Source organism: Delftia acidovorans NBRC 14950, assembly GCF_001598795.1.
Classification (GTDB): domain Bacteria; phylum Pseudomonadota; class Gammaproteobacteria; order Burkholderiales; family Burkholderiaceae_C; genus Comamonas; species Comamonas acidovorans.
The window spans coordinates 203,909-225,349 of record NZ_BCZP01000005.1; the positions used below are offsets into that span (position 1 = coordinate 203,909).

The window sequence follows — 21,441 nt, forward strand, 5'->3', positions numbered from 1 at the left end:
GTCCCAACCCGGCCCGTGCGGGCCGGCTCAGTAGCCGGCCTTGGCTCCAGGCCTCTGGCGCTGGAACAGCCCCGTGGCCCGAGCGCCCTGGCGTGCGAAACGCTCGCGGCGCGCCACCTTGGGGTCCACGGTCAAGGGCCGGTACAGCTCCACGCGATCGCCGTCGCGCAAGCCTTGCGTCAATGGTGCGCTGCGGCCCCAAAGGCCAGCGGGCCCCTCCTGTGCAAAGCCCAGCGCCTGCCAGCCACCAGCGGCCTCGACTGCGTCGGCAATCGAGGCACCGGCCGGCAATTGCAGGGCCAGTTCAACGACTTCACCGGCACGCGGGCTGCATGCCAGCGTGATGCACAGAAACAGCCTGGGTTCAGCCATAGACCTGCTCGGCGCGCTTGACGAAGGCATCGACCATGGAGCCCGCGATGCGGTCGAACACCGGGCCGACCACGGCGGCCAGCGCCATGTTGTCAAAGCCATAGTCCAGCTGCAGCTCCACGCGGCAGGCACGCTGCGAGCCGTCGCCCACGGGGCGGAACATCCAGTTGCCCTCCAGCCGCGAGAACGGCCCCTTGATCAGGCGGATGCTGACCTGGCGCCCGCCATCGTCGAGCACGCTGTGCGTGTTGCGCGTGACGAAGGACTTGCGCATGCCGCCGAATGCAATGCCCACCTCGGCCGTCATGCCCTGCTCGTCCTGCTCCAGCACCCTGGCCTGGTCGCACCAGGGGAGGAAGTCGGCATAGTGGGCCACGTCCGTCACCAGGGCAAACATTTCTTGGGGGCTGTACCAGATCAGGACGGACTTGTTGACTTTTTTCATGAATGGGGCGGGCTGCACGGCATGCAAAACACCGGCTGCGCGGTCATGGCGCATACGGCTGTCACAATGACGGCAAGGCGAAACTAAAATCCCGCACGGAGGCGAGACGGCAATCCAGTATTGTATGGAGAGCTTTCATCTCCAGGTTTTCGCCGCATCTATTACTCCATGGCCAAGAAACCTGAAACACAGTCGCGCATCGCCGACAACAAAAAAGCCGCGTTCAACTACTTCTTCGAGGAACGCTTCGAGGCCGGCATCGTGCTGCACGGCTGGGAAGTGAAGGCGCTGCGCAGCGGCAAGGTGCAGCTGACCGACGGCTACGTCATCGTCAAGGACGGCGAGCTGTTCCTGCTCGGCTGCCAGATCAACCCGCTCAAGACCGCCTCCACCCACGTCAATCCCGACGCGGCGCGCATCAAGAAGCTGCTGCTCAAGAAGGACGACATCCTGCGCCTGATCGGCAAGGTCGAGCAAAAGGGCTTCACGCTGGTGCCCATCAACCTTCACTGGAAGAACGGCTTCGTCAAGTGCGACATCGCCCTTGCCAAGGGCAAGGCCGAGCACGACAAGCGCGACGTGATCAAGGACCGCGAAGGCAAGCGCGAGGTCGAGCGCGCCATGAAGAGCTTCAACCGTTGACGGGCATCCGCAGCTTTTTTTGCACTGCTGCGGAATAAACCGGCACGGCCCAGTGTTCATTGCAGTGTCCGGCCGCAATTTCGCGCGCCGGCAAGCACCGGAGACAGCGATGAAGAAGCTCGGCATGAAACTTGGTACCTGTGCCTTCACGGCAGCCCTGACATTGACACTGGCAGGCTGCTATTCCGCGCCTGCGGCCAACGCCTCTGGCCAGACCCCGCCCAGCGCGGTCAGCGTGCAAAACGGCATGCTGGTCGGAGCCAACGGCATGACGCTCTACACCTTCGACAAGGACACGGCCGGCAGCGGCAAGTCCGTCTGCAACGGCCCCTGCGCGACCAACTGGCCGCCGCTGATGGGCAAGCAGGCGCCGTCCGGCGGCAACTACAGCGTGATCCAGCGCGACGATGGCAGCAGCCAGATCGCCTACAAGGGCAAGCCGCTGTACTACTGGGTGAAGGACGGCAAGGCCGGTGACACCACGGGCGACGGCGTCATGGGCGTCTGGCATACCGCACGCCCCTGATTCCAGCCGCATCCGCCTTCGGACCTGCCCATGGACCGCAGCCAGATCCTGGAGCACCTGCCCGGCCTGCGCCGCTATGCGCGGCTGCTGGCAGGCGATGCCTGGGCCGCCGACGACCTGGTGCAGGACACGCTGGAGCGTGCCTGCCGCAAATGGCTGCTGTGGCGCCCCGACGGCGATCTGCGCGCCTGGCTGTTCACGCTGATGCACAACCTCTACCTGAACCAGCGGCGCTCTGCCGCGCGCGGGCAGTGGCTGGACATAGACAGCCTGTCCGAGACCCTGGCGGCACCCGAGGACAGCAGCGATGCGGCCCTGGACCTGGAGCGCTGCCTGCAGCGCCTGCCCGCCGAGCAGCGGGCCGTGCTGCTGCTGGTCAGCGTGGAGGACATGAGCTACGCCGACACGGCGCGCGTGCTGCAGCTGCCCCTGGGCACCGTGATGTCGCGCCTGTCGCGCGCACGGTCCCGGCTGCGCGAATTGATGGAGGCCCCATCGGCCACCTCGGCCACCTCGGCCTCCTCTGCAGCGCCTGCACAGTCAGCACCGACTGCCAAGGCCGCAACACCCCAAGCCGCAGTCCCCGCGCTGCGCCGGCTCAAATGACGAGGCCGCCATGACTGCATCCGCCCCCACCCCTCTTTCATCTTCCTCGCCCTTGACCCCGCCCATTTCCGACGAGCAGTTGCACGCCCTGGTCGATGGCCGCCTGCCCGCGCAGCAGGCGCAGGCGCTGCGCGACCAGCTGGACGAAGACAGTGCCGCGCGCGTGGAGCAATGGCAACGCCAGCGCCAGTTGCTGCGCGCCCTGCATGCCGCCCGGGATGAACCCGGCATGCCCGACGAAATGCGCGCCGCCGCCGAACAGTTGCAGGGCCTGCACCAGCGCCAGCAGCAGTGGTGGCACTGGGGTGGCATGGCCGCGGGCTGGATGCTGGCCTTCGGCCTGGGCTGGCTGGTGCATGGGCAGCAGGCGGTGCCCGCCGCCGCGCCATCAACGGCGGCCACGCTGGCTGCCGCCACCCCGGCCCGCTTCGCCCACCAGGCGGCCGTTGCCCACGCGGTCTACCAGCCCGAGCAACGCCACCCGGTCGAGGTGGAGGCCGCGCAGCAGGCCCATCTGCTGCAGTGGCTGTCCAAGCGCCTGGGCCGGCCGCTGAAGCTGCCGGCACTCACGGACCTGGGCTATGAGCTGGTGGGCGGCCGATTGCTGCCCGGCGACAGCGGCGCACGCGCCCAGTTCATGTACCAGGACGCGGCCGGCGAGCGCATCACCCTGTACCTGGGTGCGCTGGAGGACCCGGCCACGCGCGGCGAGACCGCCTTTCACTTCAGCAGCGACGGCCCCGTGCCCAGCTTCTACTGGGTGGACCAGGGCTTTGGCTATGCGCTCAGCGGCGCCCTGCCGCGCAACCGGCTGCTGCAGCTGGCCACGGCCGTGCACCAGCAGCTTTGAAGCCTGGGGCCACGGCTACCAAGGCAGCGGCGCCGCCTCGCCGTTGCCATGCTCGCCGTAGTACAGCGAGGGCAGGAAGCGCGACAGATAGGTGAACTCCGTGTAGCAATGGCGCAGCAGGCCCAGGCCCAGCGCGTCAGGCAGCTCGGCCGCCGGGTCGGCGCAGGACTGGCCCAGCAAAAAGCGGCTGCGCAGCACGCAGCCAAAAGGCGTGTCACGCGCCAGGTGCACCATCTGCCCGTCCATGGGGTCCCCGCTGGCGTCCAGCTGCACATGCTCACCAAAACCGATGCGCGCATACACGGCGGCCGATGCGCGTTTTTCGGCAAAGGCCAGCTTCAGCTGCGCAGGGTCGAACAGCTCGCGCGGGTCGTGGAACTTGAGCCTGGCCGCCACGGGCGGAATATCGGCCAGGGACTCCACGGCCTCGATGGACGCGCCGATGTAGCTCTCGCCCTTCTTCCATTGCGCATCCCAGCCGCGATGCGCGATGTGGTCGTGCGGATGCCACCACTTGATGTGCTGCGTGGTCTCGAAGAACTTGAACCACCAGTCCAGCATGCGGCCGCTGCAGCCATGCAGGTCGGTGCGGCAGGCCACCACCAGGCAGCCGCTGGGCAGGCGCTGGATTCCCGTCTCCAGCCGCAGCGGCGTGATGTGCAGCAGGTCGTCGATGCGGGAAATGTCGGGCTCGAAGGCATGGGGGTTCATGGGTGTTTTCCGTTCCTGGGTTGATGAGGAAAAGCCATCTTATATTAAAGAAACGAACAACGTTTCCAAACAATCGGATAATCCCTGCCGGGTAACAAAATGCTGCACAACAAGGCCCGACCCTGCACAACACCGAACGGAACGACAAGAAATCCAATGGAATCCGAAATCACTCCTGCGGCCCCCCGGCCGCGCGGGCGGCCGGCCCGGCCCGAGCACGAGGCCAACGACGCCGCCCTGGCCGCCGCCACCTGGCTCTTGCTCAACGAAGGCTATGCCGCCACCACTATGGAAGCCGTGGCCAGGCGCGCAGGGCTGGCCAAGAAGACGCTCTACCGCTTTGCCGCCAACCGCGAGGATCTGGTGGCCTTGGTGGTGCGCGGCTGGACCGACGGTTTCCGCCCTGCCCTGTCGGCCGATGCGCAGTCGGCCTCAGAGGTGGCGCCAGCGCTGGCCGAGATCCTGCGCGTGATTGCCGCGCGCGTGCTGTCGGCCGAGGCGGTGGGCATGTTCCGCCTGCTCACCACCGATTTCCCCGCCAAGCCGGAGCTGCTGGAGGTCTACCAGCGCAACGGCATAGAGCGCGGCCGCGGCATGCTGGTGGACTGGTTGCGGCGCCAGTGCAGCAAGGGGTTGCTGCGGGCCGAACAGCCCGAAGTCGTCTGCGACCTGCTGCTGTCCATGGCCATTGCCGAGCCGCTGCGGCAGATGGCCCTGGGCCTGACGCCGCCCGTGCCCGAATGGGATCCGGGCCCGCGCATTGACGACGCGGTACGGCTGCTGGCAGGCCATTCCTGCCGTATGGAGCCTGCGGATCGTTGAATGAAAAAAGGCCACCCGGCATGGCGCCGGATGGCCTTTTGAACCCTTGGAGGTTTGAGCAACCGCCGCGCGATCAGTCCAGCGCCGCCAGCGGATGCGAATGCGCAGGCCAAGGGCTGTCGAAGAAGGCGCGCCATTGCGCGTCCTGCACCTCCTCGATGCTCGCAGGGTTCCAGCGCGGGTGGTGGTCCTTGTCCACGGCCAGTGCGCGTATGCCTTCGATGGTCTCGCTCTGGCCGGGGCGCAGGTAGAAGCAGTGGCGCACCATGTCGCGCTCCATGCGCAGGTCCTGGGCCAGCGTCATGCCGCGCGCGCGGCGAATCTGCTCCAGCACCACGTGCAGCATCAGCGGCGAGCGCTTGCGCAGCGTGGCAGCCGTGTGCCGGGCCCACTCGCCATCTGCCGCTTCCAGCGCCTGCACCATGGCAGCCACCGTAGGCAGGGCAAACACGCGGTCGATCTCGGCGCGGGGCTGGGCCGCTGGCTTGGCCGGGGCCGTGAACTTCGACTTCACCAGGGCCTCGACGGCCGCTGCATCGGCAAAGCTGCCGGCGGCCAGCGCGTCCCACAGCGCAGGCTGCTGGTCCGAGGGCAGGTAGCCATCGGCCAGGCCGAAGTCCAGCGCATCGGCCGCGCCGATCACATCGCCCGTCAGCGCCAGCCACTCACCCGCGTGACCCGGGCAGCGCGAGAGGAAGTAACCGCCACCCACATCGGGGAACAGGCCGATGGCCGTCTCGGGCATGGCCATCTTGGTGCGTTCGGTGACGATGCGCAGCGTGCCGCCCTGGCTGATGCCCATGCCGCCGCCCATGACGATGCCGTCCATGAAGGCGATGTAGGGCTTGCCAAAGGTGTGGATCAGGTGGTTGAGCGCGTACTCCTCGGTAAAGAAGTCCTCCAGCTGCGGATTGCCCGTGCTGCCCGCGCCATGCAGGAAGCGGATGTCCCCGCCCGCGCAGAAGGCGCCGAAGACCCCTTCCTTGCCCATGCCTCGGATGGCCACGGCCAGCACCTGCTCATCCTTTTGCCAGGCCAGCAGGGTGGCCAGCAGATCGCGCACCATGCCCAGCGACAGCGCGTTCAGCGCCTTGGCCCGGTTCAAGGTGATCATGCCCATGCGGCCCCGCACTTCGCTGAGGACTTCGCCGGCAGCTCCCGTCATATCTTGCTCCTTGTTGCTATGCATGCCCTGCCCCGGCAGCCCGGGGCAATGAGCCGCAACCATAGCTGAAAAACCGCGCCCACCCCTGACAAACAGGTGCCAATATGCGCAACTGCGCGACAGGCGCCGCAACGCCCCGCACTCAGTCCAGAGAGACACCCGTGCTCTTGACCACGCCGGCCCAGCGCTTGATCTCGCTGCGGATATAGGCGCCGTATTCCTCGGGCGTGGAGCCCAGGCCTTCGGCGCCCTGCAGCTGCAGCTTCTCGACAACGCCCGGGTCCTTGAGCGCGCGCATCAGCTCCTGGTTGAGCCGCTGGATGATGGCGGCCGGCGTTTTGGCCGGCACCATCACGCCCTGCCAGGCGCCGGCCTCGAAGCCGGACATGCCGCTTTCGGCCAGCGTGGGTGCATCGGGGAAGTTGGGCAGGCGCTTGGAGGAACTCACGGCCAGCAGCTTGAGCCGCCCCTCCTTGATGAAGGGTGCGACGGAATTGATGGTGTCGGTCATGAAGTCGATCTGCCCGGCGACCAGATCCACGTCGGCCGGCGCGCTGCCCTTGTAGGGCACGTGGCTGGCCTCGATCTGGTAGTGCTGCACGACCTGGAAGGCCGCCAGGTGGGTGACATTGCCGTTGCCGGCCGAGCCATAGGACAGCTGGCCGGTCTTGTCCCTGGCATGGCGCACGAACTCCTGCACGTTCTTCACCGGCAGCTTGGGATTGACCACCAGGCCCAGCGGCACCACGGCCGTCAGCGCCACAGGCATCAGGTCCTTGCCCACGTCGTAGCTCATCTTCTTGTAAAGCGACGGGCTCAGCGCAATGGACGAGGTGTTGTAGAGCACGGTATAGCCATCGGGCGCGGCCTTGGCCACCAGGGCATTGCCGATGTTGCCATTGGCTCCGGGCCGGTTGTCCACGATCACGGTCTGGCCCAGTTGCTGGCCGACCTGCTGGGCCAGCACACGCGCCACCAGGTCGGTGGGCCCGCCCGGCGGGAAGGGCACGACCATCGTGATGGGCTTGCTGGGCCAGGGCTGCTGCGCCAGAGCGGCGCCGGGCAGTGCCGCCCCCACTGTCACCACCGCAGCCGCTGCCGCCGCAATAGGGGCCGCCAGGGTAGCCAGCGCCATGCGGCGCCCTCTTTTGCGGGCCACCTTGTCGATCTGCTTGTCCATGCTTTTGTCTCCTGATGTCGTTATGGGAATGCTTGTGGCCGCCTAGCTGCGCCCGGCCAGCAGGCGCACGGCCGTGTATTCCATGACCTTCTGGTGGCCCTGGTTGAAGACCTCGATGCGCGAGGTGACGACGGCGCGGTTGCCCTTGGAGGTGGGCTTGATGGCGGTGACTTCGACCAGGGCCTCGATGGTGTCGCCCACCAGCACGGGGCCGAGGATCTTCTGGTGCAGCTCCAGCATGGCCAGGCCCGTGCCCTGGATCATGCTTTGCAGGATGAAGCCTTCGATCAGCGCATAGGTCATGGCGCCCGGCACGGGGCGGCCGGCAATGGCGCCGCCGTCGTAGCCCTCCTCGATGAAGATGGCCTCCAGCATGCCCGTGGCATTGATGAAGGCGACCAGGTCGGACTCGGTCACGGTGCGGCGGAAGGTGCGCAGTTGCTGGCCGATCTGCAGGTCCTGCCAGAAAAAGCCCTGGCCCATGCGGGGCACGGCGTTCCAGGCAGCGCCAGGGTGGGGCTGCGGGGTGTTCACTGTCATCTCATGTCTCCTGTTGCGTGATCTGCAGGCCGGCGATGCGCTCGGCGCTCCAGCCCGCCTGGGCCAGCAGCGCCGCCGTGTGCTCGCCCAGGCGCGGGGGCATGCCCATGGGCGCCTGCCGGCCATCCATGCGCACGGAGGAGCGAGGCAGGTGCACGGTGCCCATGGCGGTGTCCTGCAGCGGCACGAAGAACTCCGTGGCCTGCAGATGCGGATCGGCGGGCAGATCGTCCATGCGCGCCACGGGGGCGGCGGGAATCTCCAGGCGCTGGCAGGTATCGAGCCAGTACTGGGTGCCGTGCAGCGCCACATGCTCGCCAGCGGTCTCCAGCAGCTCGGCAATGTGGGCCGTGCGGCTGGCCTGGCTGGCAAAGCGCGCGTCCAGGGCCAGCTGCGGCTGGCCCACGGCGGCGAAGAAGCGCTGCCAGTGCGCATCGGTGTACGGCATCATGCAGACGTGGCCGTCCAGCGTTCTGTAGGGCTTGCGCCAGGGCGCCATCACGCGCGGGTAGCCTGCGCCGCTGAGCGCCGGGCTGAAGTGCATGCCGTAGAAATGCTCGACCAGGTTGAAGCCCACCATGGTCTCGTACATGGGCACTTCCACAAAGCAGCCATGGCCGCTGCGCTCGCGCTGGAACAGCGCCGCCAGCACGGCATGCGCGGCCACCAGGGCGCAGGTCTTGTCGGCCGCAATGGTGGGCAGGTAGCGCGCCTCGCCCGTCTGGCGCTCCATCAGGTCGGCCAGGCCGCTCATGCCCTGGATGACGTCGTCATAGGCGGGCATGCCTGCATAGGGGCCGTCTTCGCCAAAGCCATGCAGGCCTGCATAGACCAGGCGCGGATAGCGCTCGCGCAGCGTTGCGGGGTCCAGGCCCAGCGGAGCCAGCTTTTGCGGGCGCATGCTGTGCATGAACACATCGGCCGTGGCCAGCAGCGCATGCAGAGCCTGGCGCGCCTCGTCCTGCTTGAGGTCCAGCACCACGCTCTTCTTGCTGCGGTTGGTGCCCATGAACATGGCTGCCATGCCGGGCTCCACGGCCGGGCCGGTATGGCGCGTGGAGTCGCCGGCCGGCGGCTCGATCTTGATGACTTCGGCGCCGTAGTCGGCCAGCACCTGGCTGGCCAGCGGCCCGAACACCACGCTGGACAGATCCAGCACCCGAATCCCTGTCAACGCAGCCTGCACTGTGGTCTCCATGTTGCTTCAGGGAGCCAGTATTTGATATCTTCAAAGCTGCGTCTAAGACTTAATTCAGCATCTCTGATACACGGTAGATATCAATGGACCTGCGCCAACTGCGTCACTTCGTCACCCTGGCCCGCACGCTCAACTACCGGCAGGCGGCCGAGCAGCTGCACATGTCGCAGCCGCCGCTGTCCCAATCCATACGCCGGCTGGAAGACAGCCTGGGCGTGCAGCTGTTCCAGCGCGACCGCCGGGGCACGGCGCTGACCGAGGCAGGCCAGGCGGCCCTGGAAAGTGCCGAGCTGGCCCTGCACCATGCGCGCCAGATGCAGGAGGTCTCGCGCGCCACGGCCGGCGGCGAGCGCGGGCGGCTGCACATAGGCTTCATAGGCTCGGCCACGTTCTCGCTGATACCGCGGCTGGTGCAGGCCTTTCGCAGCGAATATCCGCTGATCGACCTGGTGCTGACCGAATCGACCACGCGCGAGATCTGCGCGCAGGTGGCCAGCGGCGATTTCGATGCCGGCCTGCTGCGATACCCGGTGACGCAGGCCACCGACCTGTCCATCACGCCCGTGGAAAAGGACGAGCTGGTGGCCGTGCTGCCCGAAGGCAACCCGCTGCTGCAGCGGCCCGCCTTGCGGCTGCGGGACCTGGCGGACCAGCCCTTCATCAACTACCGCCCCAGCGAGGTGCCCGGCCTGCACGCGCTGGTGGTGCTGGCCTGCCAGAACGCGGGCTTCATGCCGCAGGTCAAGCAGCATGCCGTGCAGGCGCAGACCCTGGTCAGCCTGGTGGGTGCGGGCCTGGGCGTGGCGCTGGTGCCAGCCGTGGTGGCCAAGGGCAGCACGCCGGGGGTGGTGTTCCGCGCGCTGGCAGATACCGAGAACCTGCCCTCCATCGGCCTGGCCCTGGCGCTCAATCCGCAGCAAAGCGCAGCGGCCGGGCAGCGACTGCGCGAGTTGCTGCTGCAGCTGCAGTAGCAAGCAGTTGCAAGCAGTAGCAGCAGTTCCTTTGCCGTTGCGCCCGCACGCCTGAACGGCGCGCCACAAAAGACAAAGGCCGCAGATGCGGCCTTTGACAGTCAGGGCGGTGAAGCCATGCGGCTTGCGTGCGCCCTGGTCGCTACAGCGCTTATGCGCCACGCGAAGCGCGCTTGCGCTCGTTCTCGGACAGGTGGCGCTTGCGAACGCGGATGCTCTTGGGGGTGATTTCCACCAGCTCGTCGTCCTCGATGAATTCCACCGCGTATTCCAGCGACAGGTCGATCGGGGGGGTGATCTTGATGGCATCTTCCTTGCCGGACACGCGGAAGTTGGTCAGCTGCTTGGTACGCGTGGCGTTGACCACCAGGTCGTTGTCGCGGCTGTGGATGCCGATGATCATGCCTTCGTACACGGGATCGTTGGCCTTGACGAACATGCGGCCACGGTCGTCCAGCTTGCCCAGGGCGTAGGTGAAGATTTCGCCTTCGTCCATGGAGATCAGCACACCGTTCTTGCGGCCGCCGATTTCGCCCTTGTGCGGCTCGTAGCTGTCGAAGATGTTGGAGATCAGGCCGGAACCACGGGTCAGGTTCAGGAATTCGTTGGTGAAGCCGATCAGGCCACGCGCAGGAATGCGGTACTCCAGGCGCACGCGGCCGCGGCCATCGGGTTCCATGTTGACCAGTTCGCCCTTGCGCTCGCCCAGGGCCTGCATCACGCCACCCTGGTGGCCTTCTTCGATGTCGGCCGTCACCAGCTCGATAGGCTCGTGGCGCACGCCGTCCACGTCGCGGTAGACCACGCGGGGCTTGGACACAGCCAGCTCGTAGCCTTCACGGCGCATTTCTTCCAGCAGGATGGTCAGGTGCAGTTCGCCGCGGCCCGACACTTCGAAGATGCCGTCTTCGTCGGTTTCCTTGACGCGCAGGGCCACGTTGGAACGCAGTTCCTTTTGCAGGCGGTCCCAGATCTGGCGGCTGGTCACGAACTTGCCTTCACGACCTGCCAGCGGCGAGGTGTTGACGCAGAAGTTCATGGTCAGCGTGGGCTCGTCGATCTTGAGCATCGGCAGCGGCTGGGGGTTCAGCGGGTCGGTCAGCGTGACGCCCATGCCCAGGTCGGCGATGCCGTTGACCAGCACGATGTCGCTTGGACCGGCTTCGGTCACTTGCACGCGGTCAATGCCCTGGAACTTCAGAACCTGGTTGATGCGGCCCTTGTAGCTCTTGCCGTCAGGACCTTCCATGACCAGCACGTCGGTCGAAGGCTTGAGCGTGCCGGAGGTGATGCGGCCCACGCCGATACGGCCCACGAAGGTGGAGTAGTCCAGCGCCGAGATCTGCATTTGCAGCGGAGCGGCAGGATCGCCCTTGACGGCGGGAACGTGCTTCAGGATGGTGTCGAACAGGGCCGACATGTCGGGGCCCCACTGTTCGCCGGGAGCGCCTTCTTCCAGCGAGGTCCAGCCGTTGATGCCCGAGGCGTACACCACGGGGAAGTCCAGCTGCTCGTCGGTGGCACCCAGCTTGTCGAACAGGTCGAAGGCGGCGTTGACCACGTAGTCGGGACGCGCACCGGGCTTGTCCACCTTGTTGACCACGAGGATGGGCTTCAGGCCCAGGGCCAGTGCCTTCTTGGTCACGAAGCGCGTCTGGGGCATGGGGCCTTCCTGCGCGTCGATCAGCAGCACCACGCCGTCCACCATGGACAGGGCACGCTCCACTTCACCGCCGAAGTCCGCGTGGCCGGGTGTGTCGAGGATGTTGATGTGCGTCTCGTTCCAGCTCACGGCGCAGTTCTTGGCCAAGATGGTGATGCCACGCTCGCGTTCGATGGCGTTGTTGTCCATCACCGTGTCCACGACTTTCTCGTGTTCGGCGAAGGTTCCGGATTGGCGCAGCAGCTGGTCCACCATGGTGGTTTTGCCGTGGTCCACGTGGGCGATGATCGCGATATTGCGGATTTGTTTGCTCATAGTGTTTTCCCATTGCCGCTGCGTCATGGGCGCGGCGTGTCTTCCAAAATCTGTTGAATTTCCAGTGAACTGAGCAGGCGCCCGGGGATCAGTTCCCCACGCACCACGCGCCCCACTCCCAGCAGAGCCTGTGGGTTCTCGCCATACACAGCCACCGCCTCGGCATCGGCCCAAGCGCCCTTGCGGGGCAGGCCCGTGAGAAAACGGGCCGCATCTTGCTCGCCCAGCGTGACAGCCGTGTGGCTGGCCAGCAGGGCGTCGACAGGCTGCAACTGCTGCAGACGCTCGCCCTCGCCCATGGCGGCCAGCGCCTCCAGCGAGATACAGCGCTCGACACCCAGCCCCCCGGTGTCGATACGGCGCAGCGCGCGCAGGTGCGCGCCGCAGCCCAGGGCCTCGCCCACGTCCTCGGCCAGCGTGCGGATGTAGGTGCCCTTGCTGCAGGTCACCAGCATCCGAATCGCAGGCAGGCCTTCGCTGTCTTGCGTCAGCGAAAGCTCCAGTGCGTGGATTGTCACTTCGCGCGCCGGGCGCTCGACTTCGATGCCGGCACGCGCATATTCATAGAGAGCCTTGCCGTCCTTCTTGAGGGCGCTGTACATGGGTGGCACCTGGCGGATCGCACCCGTGAACTGCGCCTGCACGGCGGCCAATCGCTCGGCCGTGAGGGCGGCGAGGTCAACGGCGCGCTCGCGCAGCACCTCGCCCTCGGCATCGGCCGTGGTCGTGGTCTGGCCCAGGCGCGCAATCGCCTCGTAGGTCTTGGCAGCTTCAAGCTGCAACTGGCTGAACTTGGTCGCCGCACCGAAGCACAGCGGCAGCACGCCGGTGGCCAACGGGTCCAGCGTGCCGGTGTGTCCGGCCTTTTCGGCGCGCAGCAACCACTTGACCTTTTGCAAGGCGTCGTTGCTGGACAGCTCCAGCGGTTTGTCGAGTAGCAACACCCCATGCACAGGGCGCCGCTGCACCCTTGTGCGTGGCGCGTTCATGGGGCTACTCTTCCTTTCCGCGCGAAGAAACGGCCTTGGCGATCAAGGCGTTCATGTCGGCCGCACGCTCGGAGGTGCGGTCGTAGATGAAGTGCAGCGTGGGCACTGTGTGGATATGCAGGCGCTTGAACAGGCCATTGCGCAGGAAGCCTGCGGCCTGGTTCAACGCTTCCTGCGTCGCCTGTGGATCGCCCACGAGCAGGCTGAAGTAGACCTTGGCGTGGGCATAGTCCGGAGTCACCTCCACGCTTTGCAGCGTGACCATGCCCACGCGCGGGTCCTTCAACTCGCGCGCGATCAGCTCTGCCAGATCACGCTGGATCTGGTCAGAGACTTTGAAGCTGCGATTCGGCGCAGCGGACTTGCGTGTTGCCATGGCGAATTACAGCGAGCGCGCGATTTCCTTGATCTCGAACACTTCGAGCACGTCGCCTTCGCGAATGTCGTTGTAGTTCTTGAGCTTGATACCGCACTCGAAGCCTTCCTTGACTTCCTTGACGTCGTCCTTCAGGCGCTTGAGCGATTCGATCTCGCCCGTGTAGATGACCACGTTCTCGCGCAGCAGGCGGAAATGCGCATTGCGCGTGACCTGGCCTTGCGTGATGTACGAGCCGGCCACGGTGCCGATCTTCGAAGCCACGAACACGGTGCGGATCTCGGCCATGCCGATGATCTCTTCCTTGCGCTCGGGAGCCAGCATGCCGGACATGGCCGCCTTCACCTCTTCGACTGCGTCGTAGATGATGTTGTAGTAGCGCAGGTCCACATCGTTGCTCTCGGCCGTCTTGCGCGCCTGGGCATCGGCCCGGACGTTGAAGCCGATGATGATGGCCTTGGAGGCCAGCGCCAGGTTCACGTCGGACTCGCTGATGCCGCCCACGCCCGAGTAGACCAGCTGAACGCGGATCTCGTCGGTCGAGAGCTTGAGCAGCGATGTGCCCAGCGCTTCCTGCGAGCCCTGCATGTCGGCCTTGATGATGATGGGCAGGGTCTGGACCTCGCCTGCACCCATTTCGGCAAACATGTTCTCGAGCTTGGCAGCCTGCTGGCGGGCCAGCTTGGTGTGGCGGAACTTGCCGGCGCGGTAGGTCGCGATTTCGCGGGCACGACGCTCGTCCTGCAGCACCATGAAGTCGTCGCCGGCCTGGGGCACGTCGGACAGACCCTGGATTTCCACCGGGATGGAGGGGCCTGCAGACTTGGTCTGCTTGCCGTCTTCGTCCAGCATGGCGCGCACGCGGCCGTAGGTCTGGCCAGCCAGCACCACGTCGCCCACCTTCAGCGTACCGGACTGCACCAGCACCGTGGCCACAGGGCCGCGGCCCTTGTCCAGCTGGGCTTCGATGACCAGGCCCTTGGCAGCGGCTTCCACGGGAGCGGTCAGCTCCAGCACTTCGGCCTGCAGCAGAACCTGCTCCAGCAGCTCGTCGATGCCCTGGCCGGTCTTGGAGGACACGGCGATGAACGGGGACTCGCCGCCGTACTCTTCAGGCACCACCTGCTCGGCCACCAGGCCTTGCTTGACGCGGTCGAGGTTGGCATCGGGCTTGTCGGCCTTGGTGATGGCAACCACGATGGGCACACCAGCCGCCTTCGCGTGCTTGATGGCTTCCTTGGTCTGGGGCATCACGCCGTCGTCGGCCGCACACACCAGGATGACGATGTCGGTGGCCTGGGCACCACGGGCACGCATGGCCGTGAAGGCCTCGTGGCCCGGGGTATCCAGGAAGGTGACGATGCCGCGGGGCGTCGTCACATGGTAGGCACCGATGTGCTGGGTAATGCCACCGGCTTCGCCCGACGCCACCTTGGTGCGGCGGATGTAGTCCAGCAACGAGGTCTTGCCGTGGTCCACGTGGCCCATGACGGTGACCACGGGAGCACGCGACTCCTGGGCAGCTTCCTGCTGGGACACTTCCTCGGCCGTGAAGGCTTCGGGATCGTCCAGCGCGGCGACCTTGGCCGTGTGGCCCATTTCCTCGACCACGATCATGGCCGTGTCCTGGTCCAGAGGCTGGTTGATGGTGACCATCTGGCCCATCTTCATCAGCACCTTGATCAGCTCGGACGCCTTGACCGACATCTTGTGCGCCAGCTCGGCCACGGTGATGGTCTCGGGCACGTGCACTTCGATGGCGCGGAATTCCGCTGCCGCGCTCTGGTGCTGACCGTCATGACGGTCATTGCCACGACGGCCGCCACGCGGGCCGCCGCGCCAGTTGGAACGGCCACCCACGCCACCGGAGCTGTCGCCACGGGTCTTGATTTCCTTCTTCTTGCCATCGCCAGCCCAGCTCGACGAGAGCTTGGCGGACTTGACTTCCTTGCCGGCACCGGCAGGCGCACCCGCACGCGCACCGGCTCCACCGGTGGTCGTGCCAGCGGGCTTGTGCAGCGTGGTCTTCTTGGCATCGCCGGCAGCGGGCGCTGCAGGCTTGGCCACGGGCTTGGGCTCTTCAGGCTTCTTGGCCACGAGCACCTTCTTGGGCGCAGCCATCATGGCGCGAATGGCTTCGGCCTCGGCCAGCGCCTTGCGGCGGCGGTCTTCCAGATCCTTGGCGCGTTCGGCTTCCTCGGCCGCGCGGGCCTTGGATTCTTCCTCGGCCTTGACGCGAGCCGCAACCTGGGCTTCGGCGCGCGCGGCCTGGCCTGCAGCCTGCTCACGCGAAGCTTCCTGCTTCGCGCGGTTGGCCTCGAGGATCTTTGCGGCTTCTGCAGCCGCATAGGCGCTTGCGCGCTCTTCGGCTTCTCGCTCGCGTTGTTGAACTAGTTCGCGCTCTTCGCGCTCACGGCGTTGCTGTGCCAATTCTTCCTCCTCGCGGCCGATCATTTCGGCCTGGCGACGTGCTTCCCCTTCGCGGCGCACCAGATCCTGGGACTCGCGCTCCGATGCCGCGCGCTGCTCCTGGGCAGCGGCAACGACAGCGGGATCGGAGGCGCCCTCGGCGACCTCGTCACGCTTGACGAAGGTGCGCTTCTTGCGCACTTCCACCTGGATGGTGCGGGCGCGGCCCGACGAATCGGCCTGCTTGATCTCGCTTGTGGACCGTTTGGTCAGCGTGATCTTCTTGGCGCCACTTCCGTGGCTGGCCTGCAGATGGCTGAGCAGTTGCTGCTTGTCGCCGTCGGTCAACGCATCCGATGCGTTGTCCTTGGCGACGCCTGCAGCCTTGAGCTGCTGCAGCAACGTGTCAGGGGTCTTGTTGAGCTCTCTTGCAAACTCGGCAACCGTATTACTGGACATATATGCTCTGAACCTCCCTGACCTTACTCTTGCCCTTCGGTGAACCAGTGTTCACGCGCCTTCATGATCAAAGCCTTCGCTTCTTCCTCGGTCTGCCCGGTCAGCTCGGTCAACTCGTCGATGGCCAGATCGGCCAGATCGTCTCGGGTGTGCACATCGGCCTCGGCCAGCTTGTCCACGATCTCCGGAGTCATTCCCTCGAGCGTCAGCAGATCCTGCGACACTTTGCCCACGTTTTCCTCGTGCGCGATTTCCTGCGTCAGCAGTGCATCTTTCGCCCGGGTGCGCAACTCGTTCACCGTCTCTTCGTCGAACGCCTCGATTTCGAGCATTTCCTGCAGCGGCACATAGGCCACTTCTTCCAGGGTCTCGAAACCTTCCTCGATGAGGATGTTGGCGATTTCCTCGTCCACATCGAGCTTTTCCATGAACAGCTGGCGCGCAACAGCGGACTCGTCCGCCTGCTTTTGCGCAGACTCAGCCGCGTCCATGATGTTGATCTTCCAGCCGGTGAGCTCGGAAGCCAGGCGAACATTCTGACCGCCACGGCCGATGGCGATGGCGAGGTTTTCCTCGTCAACCACCACGTCCATGGCATGCTTTTCCTCGTCCACAACGATGGACGACACATTGGCCGGAGCCAGCGCGCCAATCACGAACTGTGCAGGGTCTTCGGACCACAGCACGATGTCCACGCGCTCGCCAGCCAGTTCATTGGTGACGGCGTTGACACGGGTGCCTCGCACGCCGACGCAGGTGCCGATGGGATCGACACGCTTGTCATGGCTGAGCACGGCGATCTTGGCGCGGCTGCCGGAATCGCGAGCGCAGCTCTTGATCTCCAGCAGGCCCTGCTCGATCTCGGGCACTTCGTTGCGGAACAACTCGACCATGAACTCGGGCGCCGAGCGCGACAGGATGATGGGCGCGCCGCGCAGCGTGGCGTCCACTTCCATGATCATGGCCCGCACGCGGTCGCCGTTGCGCAGGTTTTCCTTGGGGATCATCTCGTTGCGGCGCAGGCGTCCTTCGACACGGCCGGCCTCGACGATGATGTCGCCCTTGTCCATGCGCTTGACGGTGCCCGTGAAGATCCGGTCGCCGCGCGACAGGAACTCGTTGAGCAGCATTTCGCGCTCGGCGTCACGGATCTTCTGCAGGATGACCTGCTTGGCCGCCATGGCGCCGATGCGGCCGATGGGCACCGACTCGATCTCTTCCTCGATGTACTCGCCTTCGGAGATACCGGGAACGCGGTCCTGTGCGTCCATCAGCATTTCTTCGGCATCGGGGTTTTGCAGGCCCGCATCATCGGGCACCACCAGCCAGCGGCGGAAGGTGTCGTAGTTACCGCTATCGCGATCGATGGCCACGCGGATGTCCACCTCACCTTGGTACAGCTTCTTGGTGGCCTGGGCCAGGGCCGATTCCACTGCACCGAACACCAGATCGCGCTCCACGTTCTTTTCGCGCGAAATGGCTTCTACCAACATCAACAATTCGCGATTCATGCGACGACTCTCCTATTTCAATCACACAGGAAGGGGATGGCAGTGCCCTTCCTGCCCCAATGATTCGACGTACCCTGCCTGCTCCGATCAGACCGGCTTGGCAGAACGCCCCTTGAAATCCACGATGGGAGCCAGACGCGCCTCGCGCAGCTCCTCCAGAGTGAAGCCCAGCGCCTGCAGGGGCGCGGGAACACGCTTTTTGCTGACCTTCTGGCCAGGCTTGACGGGTGGCTCGTCGCTCCAGACGATCTGCCAGCCACCATCTTCGGCACGCTCCAGCGTGCCGCGGAATTTCTTGCGATTGGCGCTGACCTGCCCTTCAGCGGCGGCGCCGATGGGCTCCTTGAGGGTCAGGTCGATGACTTCACCGACAAAGCGGGTGAAGTCCTGCTCGTGCCGCAGGGGGCGGTCGATACCAGGGGAGGAGACCTCAAGGCGCGTGTAATCTGCGCCATCAACCTCAAGCGCGAACTGCAGCTGGCGCGTGATCTTCTCGCAGTCCTCGACTGTCACGAACTGCTCCGGCACCACCGGCTCACCCTCCACCGGGGGCTGCCAAGGCAAATCAATTGTGACGCGCAACAGCCCGCCCGCCGAGCGTTCTATTTCCACCAGGTCATAGCCCAGACCTGTCACGGTTTGTTCAACGATTTGCTGTAGTGCCACGTGTATTTAAATTCAGTCCTGCAAACACAAAAGACCCGGAACGCCCCTGAAACATTGGCAGCAGCCATGTCCCAACAGCGCCGAGCCCCATGGCAATCCCGAAGGTCGCCCGAAGATCGCCCAAAAAAAAGGGCGGTTGGTACCCGCCCGTTTGGTCGTGAATATGCCATTGTATCCGCAAACGACCTTCAGGCCAAGCCTGCCCCGCACAAAAGCGGGGACAGGGCGAGGGACCTCAGGCCCGCCCACCCGCCCTTGCCCGAAGCTCAGACGCCAACGCGCTCCAGCGCCTGCGCCGACTGGAGCCGCCGCAAGAGGGCCTGCGCCTCGGCGGGATCGGCAGGGGCCGCGCCCGGGTCCTGGGCCAGTGACTGCAGCATGCGCGCCACAACCCCCGCCTGGGGCAGCACCGGACCCAGAAAACGTGCACGCTCGCCATCGGCCACCAGCAGCGAGGGGAAGGTTTCGATGTCCAGATCTCCGGCCACGTCCTCGCGGTCCTCGACATCAAGCCAGACAAAGCGCATCTGCGGGAATTGGCTTGCCAGTTCCGAAAACGTGCTTCGGTATTGGTTGCAAACGCCACACCATTGCGCGCACAGGCAAACCACCCACCAGGGGCGGGTGGCGTCGCTGTCGTCCGGCAGCTTGCCGACCATTGAATCCATGAAAGCCTCTCAGAAACCACGCCCTTCCCGGGCGCGATAAACCTCCATGTTACCGATTTCCGCCGCCTTGTTGCCCCAGGCGTTGCGCACATAGCTGGCCACGGCGGCCACCTGTGCATCGGACAGCACATGACCGAAAGGCGGCATGCCGTGCGGCTGCGGCTGCTGCCGGGTGGAGGGTGGGTAGCCCCCCTCCAGCAACACCAGCAACAGGTTGCGCGGCTCGGCCAGGGTCACGGAGGCATTGCCAGCAAGCGCGGGAAACGCGCCCGGCGTTCCCTGGCCCTCGGCACCGTGGCATACCGCGCATTGCCGCTCGTAGATGGCCCGCCCCAGGGCCATTTGCCCGGATGGCACGGGCGCGGCAGCAGGCCTGCTCCTGGGCGGGCCTGCTGCCGCGCCCTGCTCCTGCAGGTAGGAAGCGAGGGCCTGCAGATCCTGCGGCTGCCAGTGCTGGGTGCTGCGCGCCACGACTTCGGCCATGGGGCCCAGCGCCGATCCCGAAGGACCCGAACCCGTCTGCAGCAACTGCACCCAGGCGGACTCCTGGCCCGCGCGCACGCCGGCTTCGCCCGGATCAAGCAGCGACGGCGCATACCAGGCCTGCCCTGCCACAAAGCCACCGGACATGGCCTGGGACGAGGCACCCATGCCGTTGCGCGGTGCATGGCACGCCGCGCAGTGCCCCAGGCCCTGGGCAAGATATGCACCGCGATTCCAGGCAGCCGCCTTCTGCGGCCGGTCCTGCCACTCCTGCGGGGTGAAGAACAGCGCGCGCCAGACAGCCAGCGAGCCCTGCCAGCCATAGGGAAAGTCCAGCGCATGCCGGGGCACCTGCGCGCGCACGGCGGGCAGGCTTTGCAGATAGGCAAACAATGCGTCCGAGTCGGCGCGCGTCACATGGGTGTAGCTGTCATATGGAAAGGCCGGATACAGCAGGCGCCCTTCCCGTGACCGCCCGTTATGCATTGCACGCCAGAAGTCCTGGGCCGTCCACAGCCCCAGGCCACTTTCCTTGTCAGGCGTGAGATTGCTGGTGTACAGCGTGCCGAACGAGGTGGGCAGGCCCCGCCCGCCCGCATACTCGGCGCCGCCAGCCGCCGTATGGCAGCCTGCGCAGTCGCCCACGCGGGCCAGGTAGGCACCGCGCTCTATCAAGGCGGCCGGCGTTTCGCGCGCGCCTGACCAGCCGCCGTGGTCATAGGCGTGCACGCCCTGCTCGCCCCGCAGGTTGAGCCAGACCAGGAGCGCGCCCAGCAGGGCGATGATCAGCGACGCCAGCCCTGCCACCCTGGCCAGCCGCCGTCGCCCGCGCGTGTTCCCGCTTGCCGCGTTTTCTGCCAGGGTATTCATGGCTTGCCCTCCTGGCCAGCAATGGCGGCTACAGCGCCGCAGCGCAGCGGCATGGGCAGGGCCAGGGCTTCATGTCCCCCCGGCGCCGCCAGTGCGGGGCGCGATGACAGCCAGGCCGTGACGGCTACGACCTCCTGCGCCGTCAGCGCCTTGGCCACCTGGTCCATGCAGTCGGGCGCTGCCGCCTTGCGCTGGCCGGAGCGCCAGGCACCAATCTGGCTGTTCAGATAGTCGCGCGACAGGCCCAGCAGGCCCGGAATATCGTCACCCGCACCCATAAGCCGCTCACCATGGCATGCAGCGCAGGCGGGCAGGCCGCGCTGCGCGTCGCCCCGCAAGACCAGTTGCTCGCCACGGGCGAGTTCAGAGGGCGGCAGTTGCGCCGGCACGGGCGGGGCATAGGGGAGCTCCAGGCCTGCGAAGTGCGTGGCGATCTGGCGCAGATAGTCGTCCGACATGAATTCGATCAGCCGGTTCATGGCGGGATAGCTACGGCGCCCTTGCTGGAAGTTCTTGAGCTGGCGGTACAGATAGCCCGCGGGCTTGCCCGCAATGCGCGGAAAGTAGCCGCTGGGGGTGGCCCGGCCCTCGGGTCCATGGCAGGCCGTGCAGGCCAGCACCCTGGAGGCCATGGAGCCCACATCGGGCAGCGGGGCGCTGACCACGGCCGGCGGCAGGTCTGCCATGGGCACGCCCGGTGCTGGCTGCATGGTCTGCGCGGTCTGCGCCATCACCCCGCAGGTTCCACACGCGCCGGCCACCAGCCATGCGCCCAGCAGGGCCCTCCATCCCCTGGAGCCTGTGCGCCCCCGCCCAGCCCGCCACCGTCTGCCATGTGCCATGTCCGACGCCTCCTGTTCCGTCCTGCCGACGCGCGAATGTAATGAACCCGTCACAAGATGCCAGTCAAGCAGGAAAAGGCCCATCGGTTGAGACCCTGCCATGACCGGGCTATGCTGCCTTCGGGTTTGTCCAGAACATCGCCCGCAAGGGCCGGAGGACGG

General features: G+C 66.1%; 22 protein-coding genes. 6 read left to right on the forward strand and 16 right to left on the reverse strand.

Going from position 1 to position 21,441, the window contains the following annotated elements:
• Positions 1-27: 27 nt before the first annotated feature.
• A complete protein-coding gene (locus DA1_RS08500) occupies positions 28-372 on the reverse strand; it encodes an RnfH family protein (RefSeq protein WP_034392189.1) in 345 nt (114 codons plus the stop codon).
• On the reverse strand, positions 365-817 hold the full coding sequence (locus DA1_RS08505) for a type II toxin-antitoxin system RatA family toxin (RefSeq protein ID WP_034398355.1): 453 nt from the start codon (positions 815-817) through the stop codon (positions 365-367). Before DA1_RS08505 ends, DA1_RS08500 begins: the two co-directional genes overlap by 8 nt.
• A gap of 168 nt (positions 818-985) precedes the next feature.
• On the opposite strand from DA1_RS08505, the gene smpB reads away from it, so the two are divergent.
• The 4 genes from smpB (at position 986) to DA1_RS08525 (ending at position 3,441) form a co-directional block, all read left to right on the forward strand.
• Positions 986-1,459 (forward strand): SsrA-binding protein SmpB, encoded by a 474-nt coding sequence (gene smpB, locus DA1_RS08510; protein WP_013803027.1) that lies wholly within the window; start codon positions 986-988, stop codon positions 1,457-1,459.
• Positions 1,460-1,568: 109 nt separating this feature from the next.
• Positions 1,569-1,985: a COG4315 family predicted lipoprotein gene (locus tag DA1_RS08515; protein ID WP_012204847.1), complete on the forward strand. Its 417-nt coding sequence runs from the start codon at positions 1,569-1,571 to the stop codon at positions 1,983-1,985.
• Between the two features lie 30 nt (positions 1,986-2,015).
• Positions 2,016-2,591: an RNA polymerase sigma factor gene (locus DA1_RS08520; protein WP_034392185.1), complete on the forward strand. Its 576-nt coding sequence runs from the start codon at positions 2,016-2,018 to the stop codon at positions 2,589-2,591.
• A 10-nt stretch (positions 2,592-2,601) separates the two neighbouring features.
• Positions 2,602-3,441 carry an anti-sigma factor family protein gene (locus tag DA1_RS08525; RefSeq protein ID WP_034392182.1) on the forward strand — a complete coding sequence of 280 codons (840 nt, stop codon included), beginning with the start codon at positions 2,602-2,604 and terminating at the stop codon, positions 3,439-3,441.
• A gap of 15 nt (positions 3,442-3,456) precedes the next feature.
• On the opposite strand, the gene DA1_RS08530 is transcribed toward DA1_RS08525, so the two are convergent.
• Positions 3,457-4,152, reverse strand: a complete 696-nt coding sequence (locus DA1_RS08530; RefSeq protein WP_034392178.1) for a DAPG hydrolase family protein — start codon at positions 4,150-4,152, stop codon at positions 3,457-3,459.
• 156 nt (positions 4,153-4,308) lie between these two features.
• On the opposite strand from DA1_RS08530, the gene DA1_RS08535 reads away from it, so the two are divergent.
• On the forward strand, positions 4,309-4,974 hold the full coding sequence (locus DA1_RS08535; RefSeq protein WP_034392175.1) for a TetR/AcrR family transcriptional regulator: 666 nt from the start codon (positions 4,309-4,311) through the stop codon (positions 4,972-4,974).
• A 73-nt stretch (positions 4,975-5,047) separates the two neighbouring features.
• Here DA1_RS08535 and DA1_RS08540 read toward each other — a convergent pair whose 3' ends face one another.
• The 4 genes from DA1_RS08540 to DA1_RS08555 all read right to left on the reverse strand — a co-directional run bounded on the left by DA1_RS08540 (position 5,048) and on the right by DA1_RS08555 (position 9,057).
• Positions 5,048-6,139, reverse strand: coding sequence for an enoyl-CoA hydratase/isomerase family protein (locus tag DA1_RS08540; protein ID WP_034398353.1), 1,092 nt, complete (start codon positions 6,137-6,139; stop codon positions 5,048-5,050).
• Between the two features lie 142 nt (positions 6,140-6,281).
• Complete coding sequence (locus tag DA1_RS08545) at positions 6,282-7,319, reverse strand: Bug family tripartite tricarboxylate transporter substrate binding protein (RefSeq protein WP_034392172.1); 1,038 nt, start codon at positions 7,317-7,319, stop codon at positions 6,282-6,284.
• A 42-nt stretch (positions 7,320-7,361) separates the two neighbouring features.
• Positions 7,362-7,859 (reverse strand): MaoC family dehydratase, encoded by a 498-nt coding sequence (locus DA1_RS08550; protein WP_034392170.1) that lies wholly within the window; start codon positions 7,857-7,859, stop codon positions 7,362-7,364.
• A 1-nt stretch (position 7,860) separates the two neighbouring features.
• Positions 7,861-9,057 (reverse strand): CaiB/BaiF CoA transferase family protein, encoded by a 1,197-nt coding sequence (locus tag DA1_RS08555; RefSeq protein WP_034392168.1) that lies wholly within the window; start codon positions 9,055-9,057, stop codon positions 7,861-7,863.
• 83 nt (positions 9,058-9,140) lie between these two features.
• On the opposite strand from DA1_RS08555, the gene DA1_RS08560 reads away from it, so the two are divergent.
• The gene (locus tag DA1_RS08560; protein ID WP_034392165.1) at positions 9,141-10,028 is read left to right on the forward strand and encodes a LysR family transcriptional regulator; all 888 of its coding nucleotides are present in this window, start codon (positions 9,141-9,143) and stop codon (positions 10,026-10,028) included.
• A 151-nt stretch (positions 10,029-10,179) separates the two neighbouring features.
• On the opposite strand, the gene typA is transcribed toward DA1_RS08560, so the two are convergent.
• The 9 genes from typA to DA1_RS08605 form a co-directional block, all read right to left on the reverse strand.
• The gene (gene typA / locus DA1_RS08565) at positions 10,180-12,006 is read right to left on the reverse strand and encodes a translational GTPase TypA (protein ID WP_034398352.1); all 1,827 of its coding nucleotides are present in this window, start codon (positions 12,004-12,006) and stop codon (positions 10,180-10,182) included.
• Positions 12,007-12,029: 23 nt separating this feature from the next.
• Complete coding sequence (truB, locus tag DA1_RS08570) at positions 12,030-12,995, reverse strand: tRNA pseudouridine(55) synthase TruB (protein WP_012204836.1); 966 nt, start codon at positions 12,993-12,995, stop codon at positions 12,030-12,032.
• A gap of 4 nt (positions 12,996-12,999) precedes the next feature.
• Positions 13,000-13,371, reverse strand: a complete 372-nt coding sequence (rbfA, locus tag DA1_RS08575; protein ID WP_012204835.1) for a 30S ribosome-binding factor RbfA — start codon at positions 13,369-13,371, stop codon at positions 13,000-13,002.
• Between the two features lie 6 nt (positions 13,372-13,377).
• Positions 13,378-16,239, reverse strand: coding sequence for a translation initiation factor IF-2 (gene infB / locus DA1_RS08580; RefSeq protein WP_034392162.1), 2,862 nt, complete (start codon positions 16,237-16,239; stop codon positions 13,378-13,380).
• A 23-nt stretch (positions 16,240-16,262) separates the two neighbouring features.
• A complete protein-coding gene (gene nusA, locus DA1_RS08585) occupies positions 16,263-17,750 on the reverse strand; it encodes a transcription termination factor NusA (RefSeq protein WP_012204833.1) in 1,488 nt (495 codons plus the stop codon).
• 87 nt (positions 17,751-17,837) lie between these two features.
• Positions 17,838-18,416 carry a ribosome maturation factor RimP gene (gene rimP, locus DA1_RS08590; protein ID WP_034392158.1) on the reverse strand — a complete coding sequence of 193 codons (579 nt, stop codon included), beginning with the start codon at positions 18,414-18,416 and terminating at the stop codon, positions 17,838-17,840.
• 266 nt (positions 18,417-18,682) lie between these two features.
• Positions 18,683-19,084 carry a thioredoxin family protein gene (locus DA1_RS08595; protein WP_051940639.1) on the reverse strand — a complete coding sequence of 134 codons (402 nt, stop codon included), beginning with the start codon at positions 19,082-19,084 and terminating at the stop codon, positions 18,683-18,685.
• Between the two features lie 9 nt (positions 19,085-19,093).
• On the reverse strand, positions 19,094-20,437 hold the full coding sequence (locus DA1_RS08600; RefSeq protein ID WP_034392152.1) for a c-type cytochrome: 1,344 nt from the start codon (positions 20,435-20,437) through the stop codon (positions 19,094-19,096).
• Complete coding sequence (locus DA1_RS08605) at positions 20,434-21,279, reverse strand: c-type cytochrome (RefSeq protein ID WP_034392150.1); 846 nt, start codon at positions 21,277-21,279, stop codon at positions 20,434-20,436. Before DA1_RS08605 ends, DA1_RS08600 begins: the two co-directional genes overlap by 4 nt.
• Positions 21,280-21,441 lie beyond the last annotated feature (162 nt).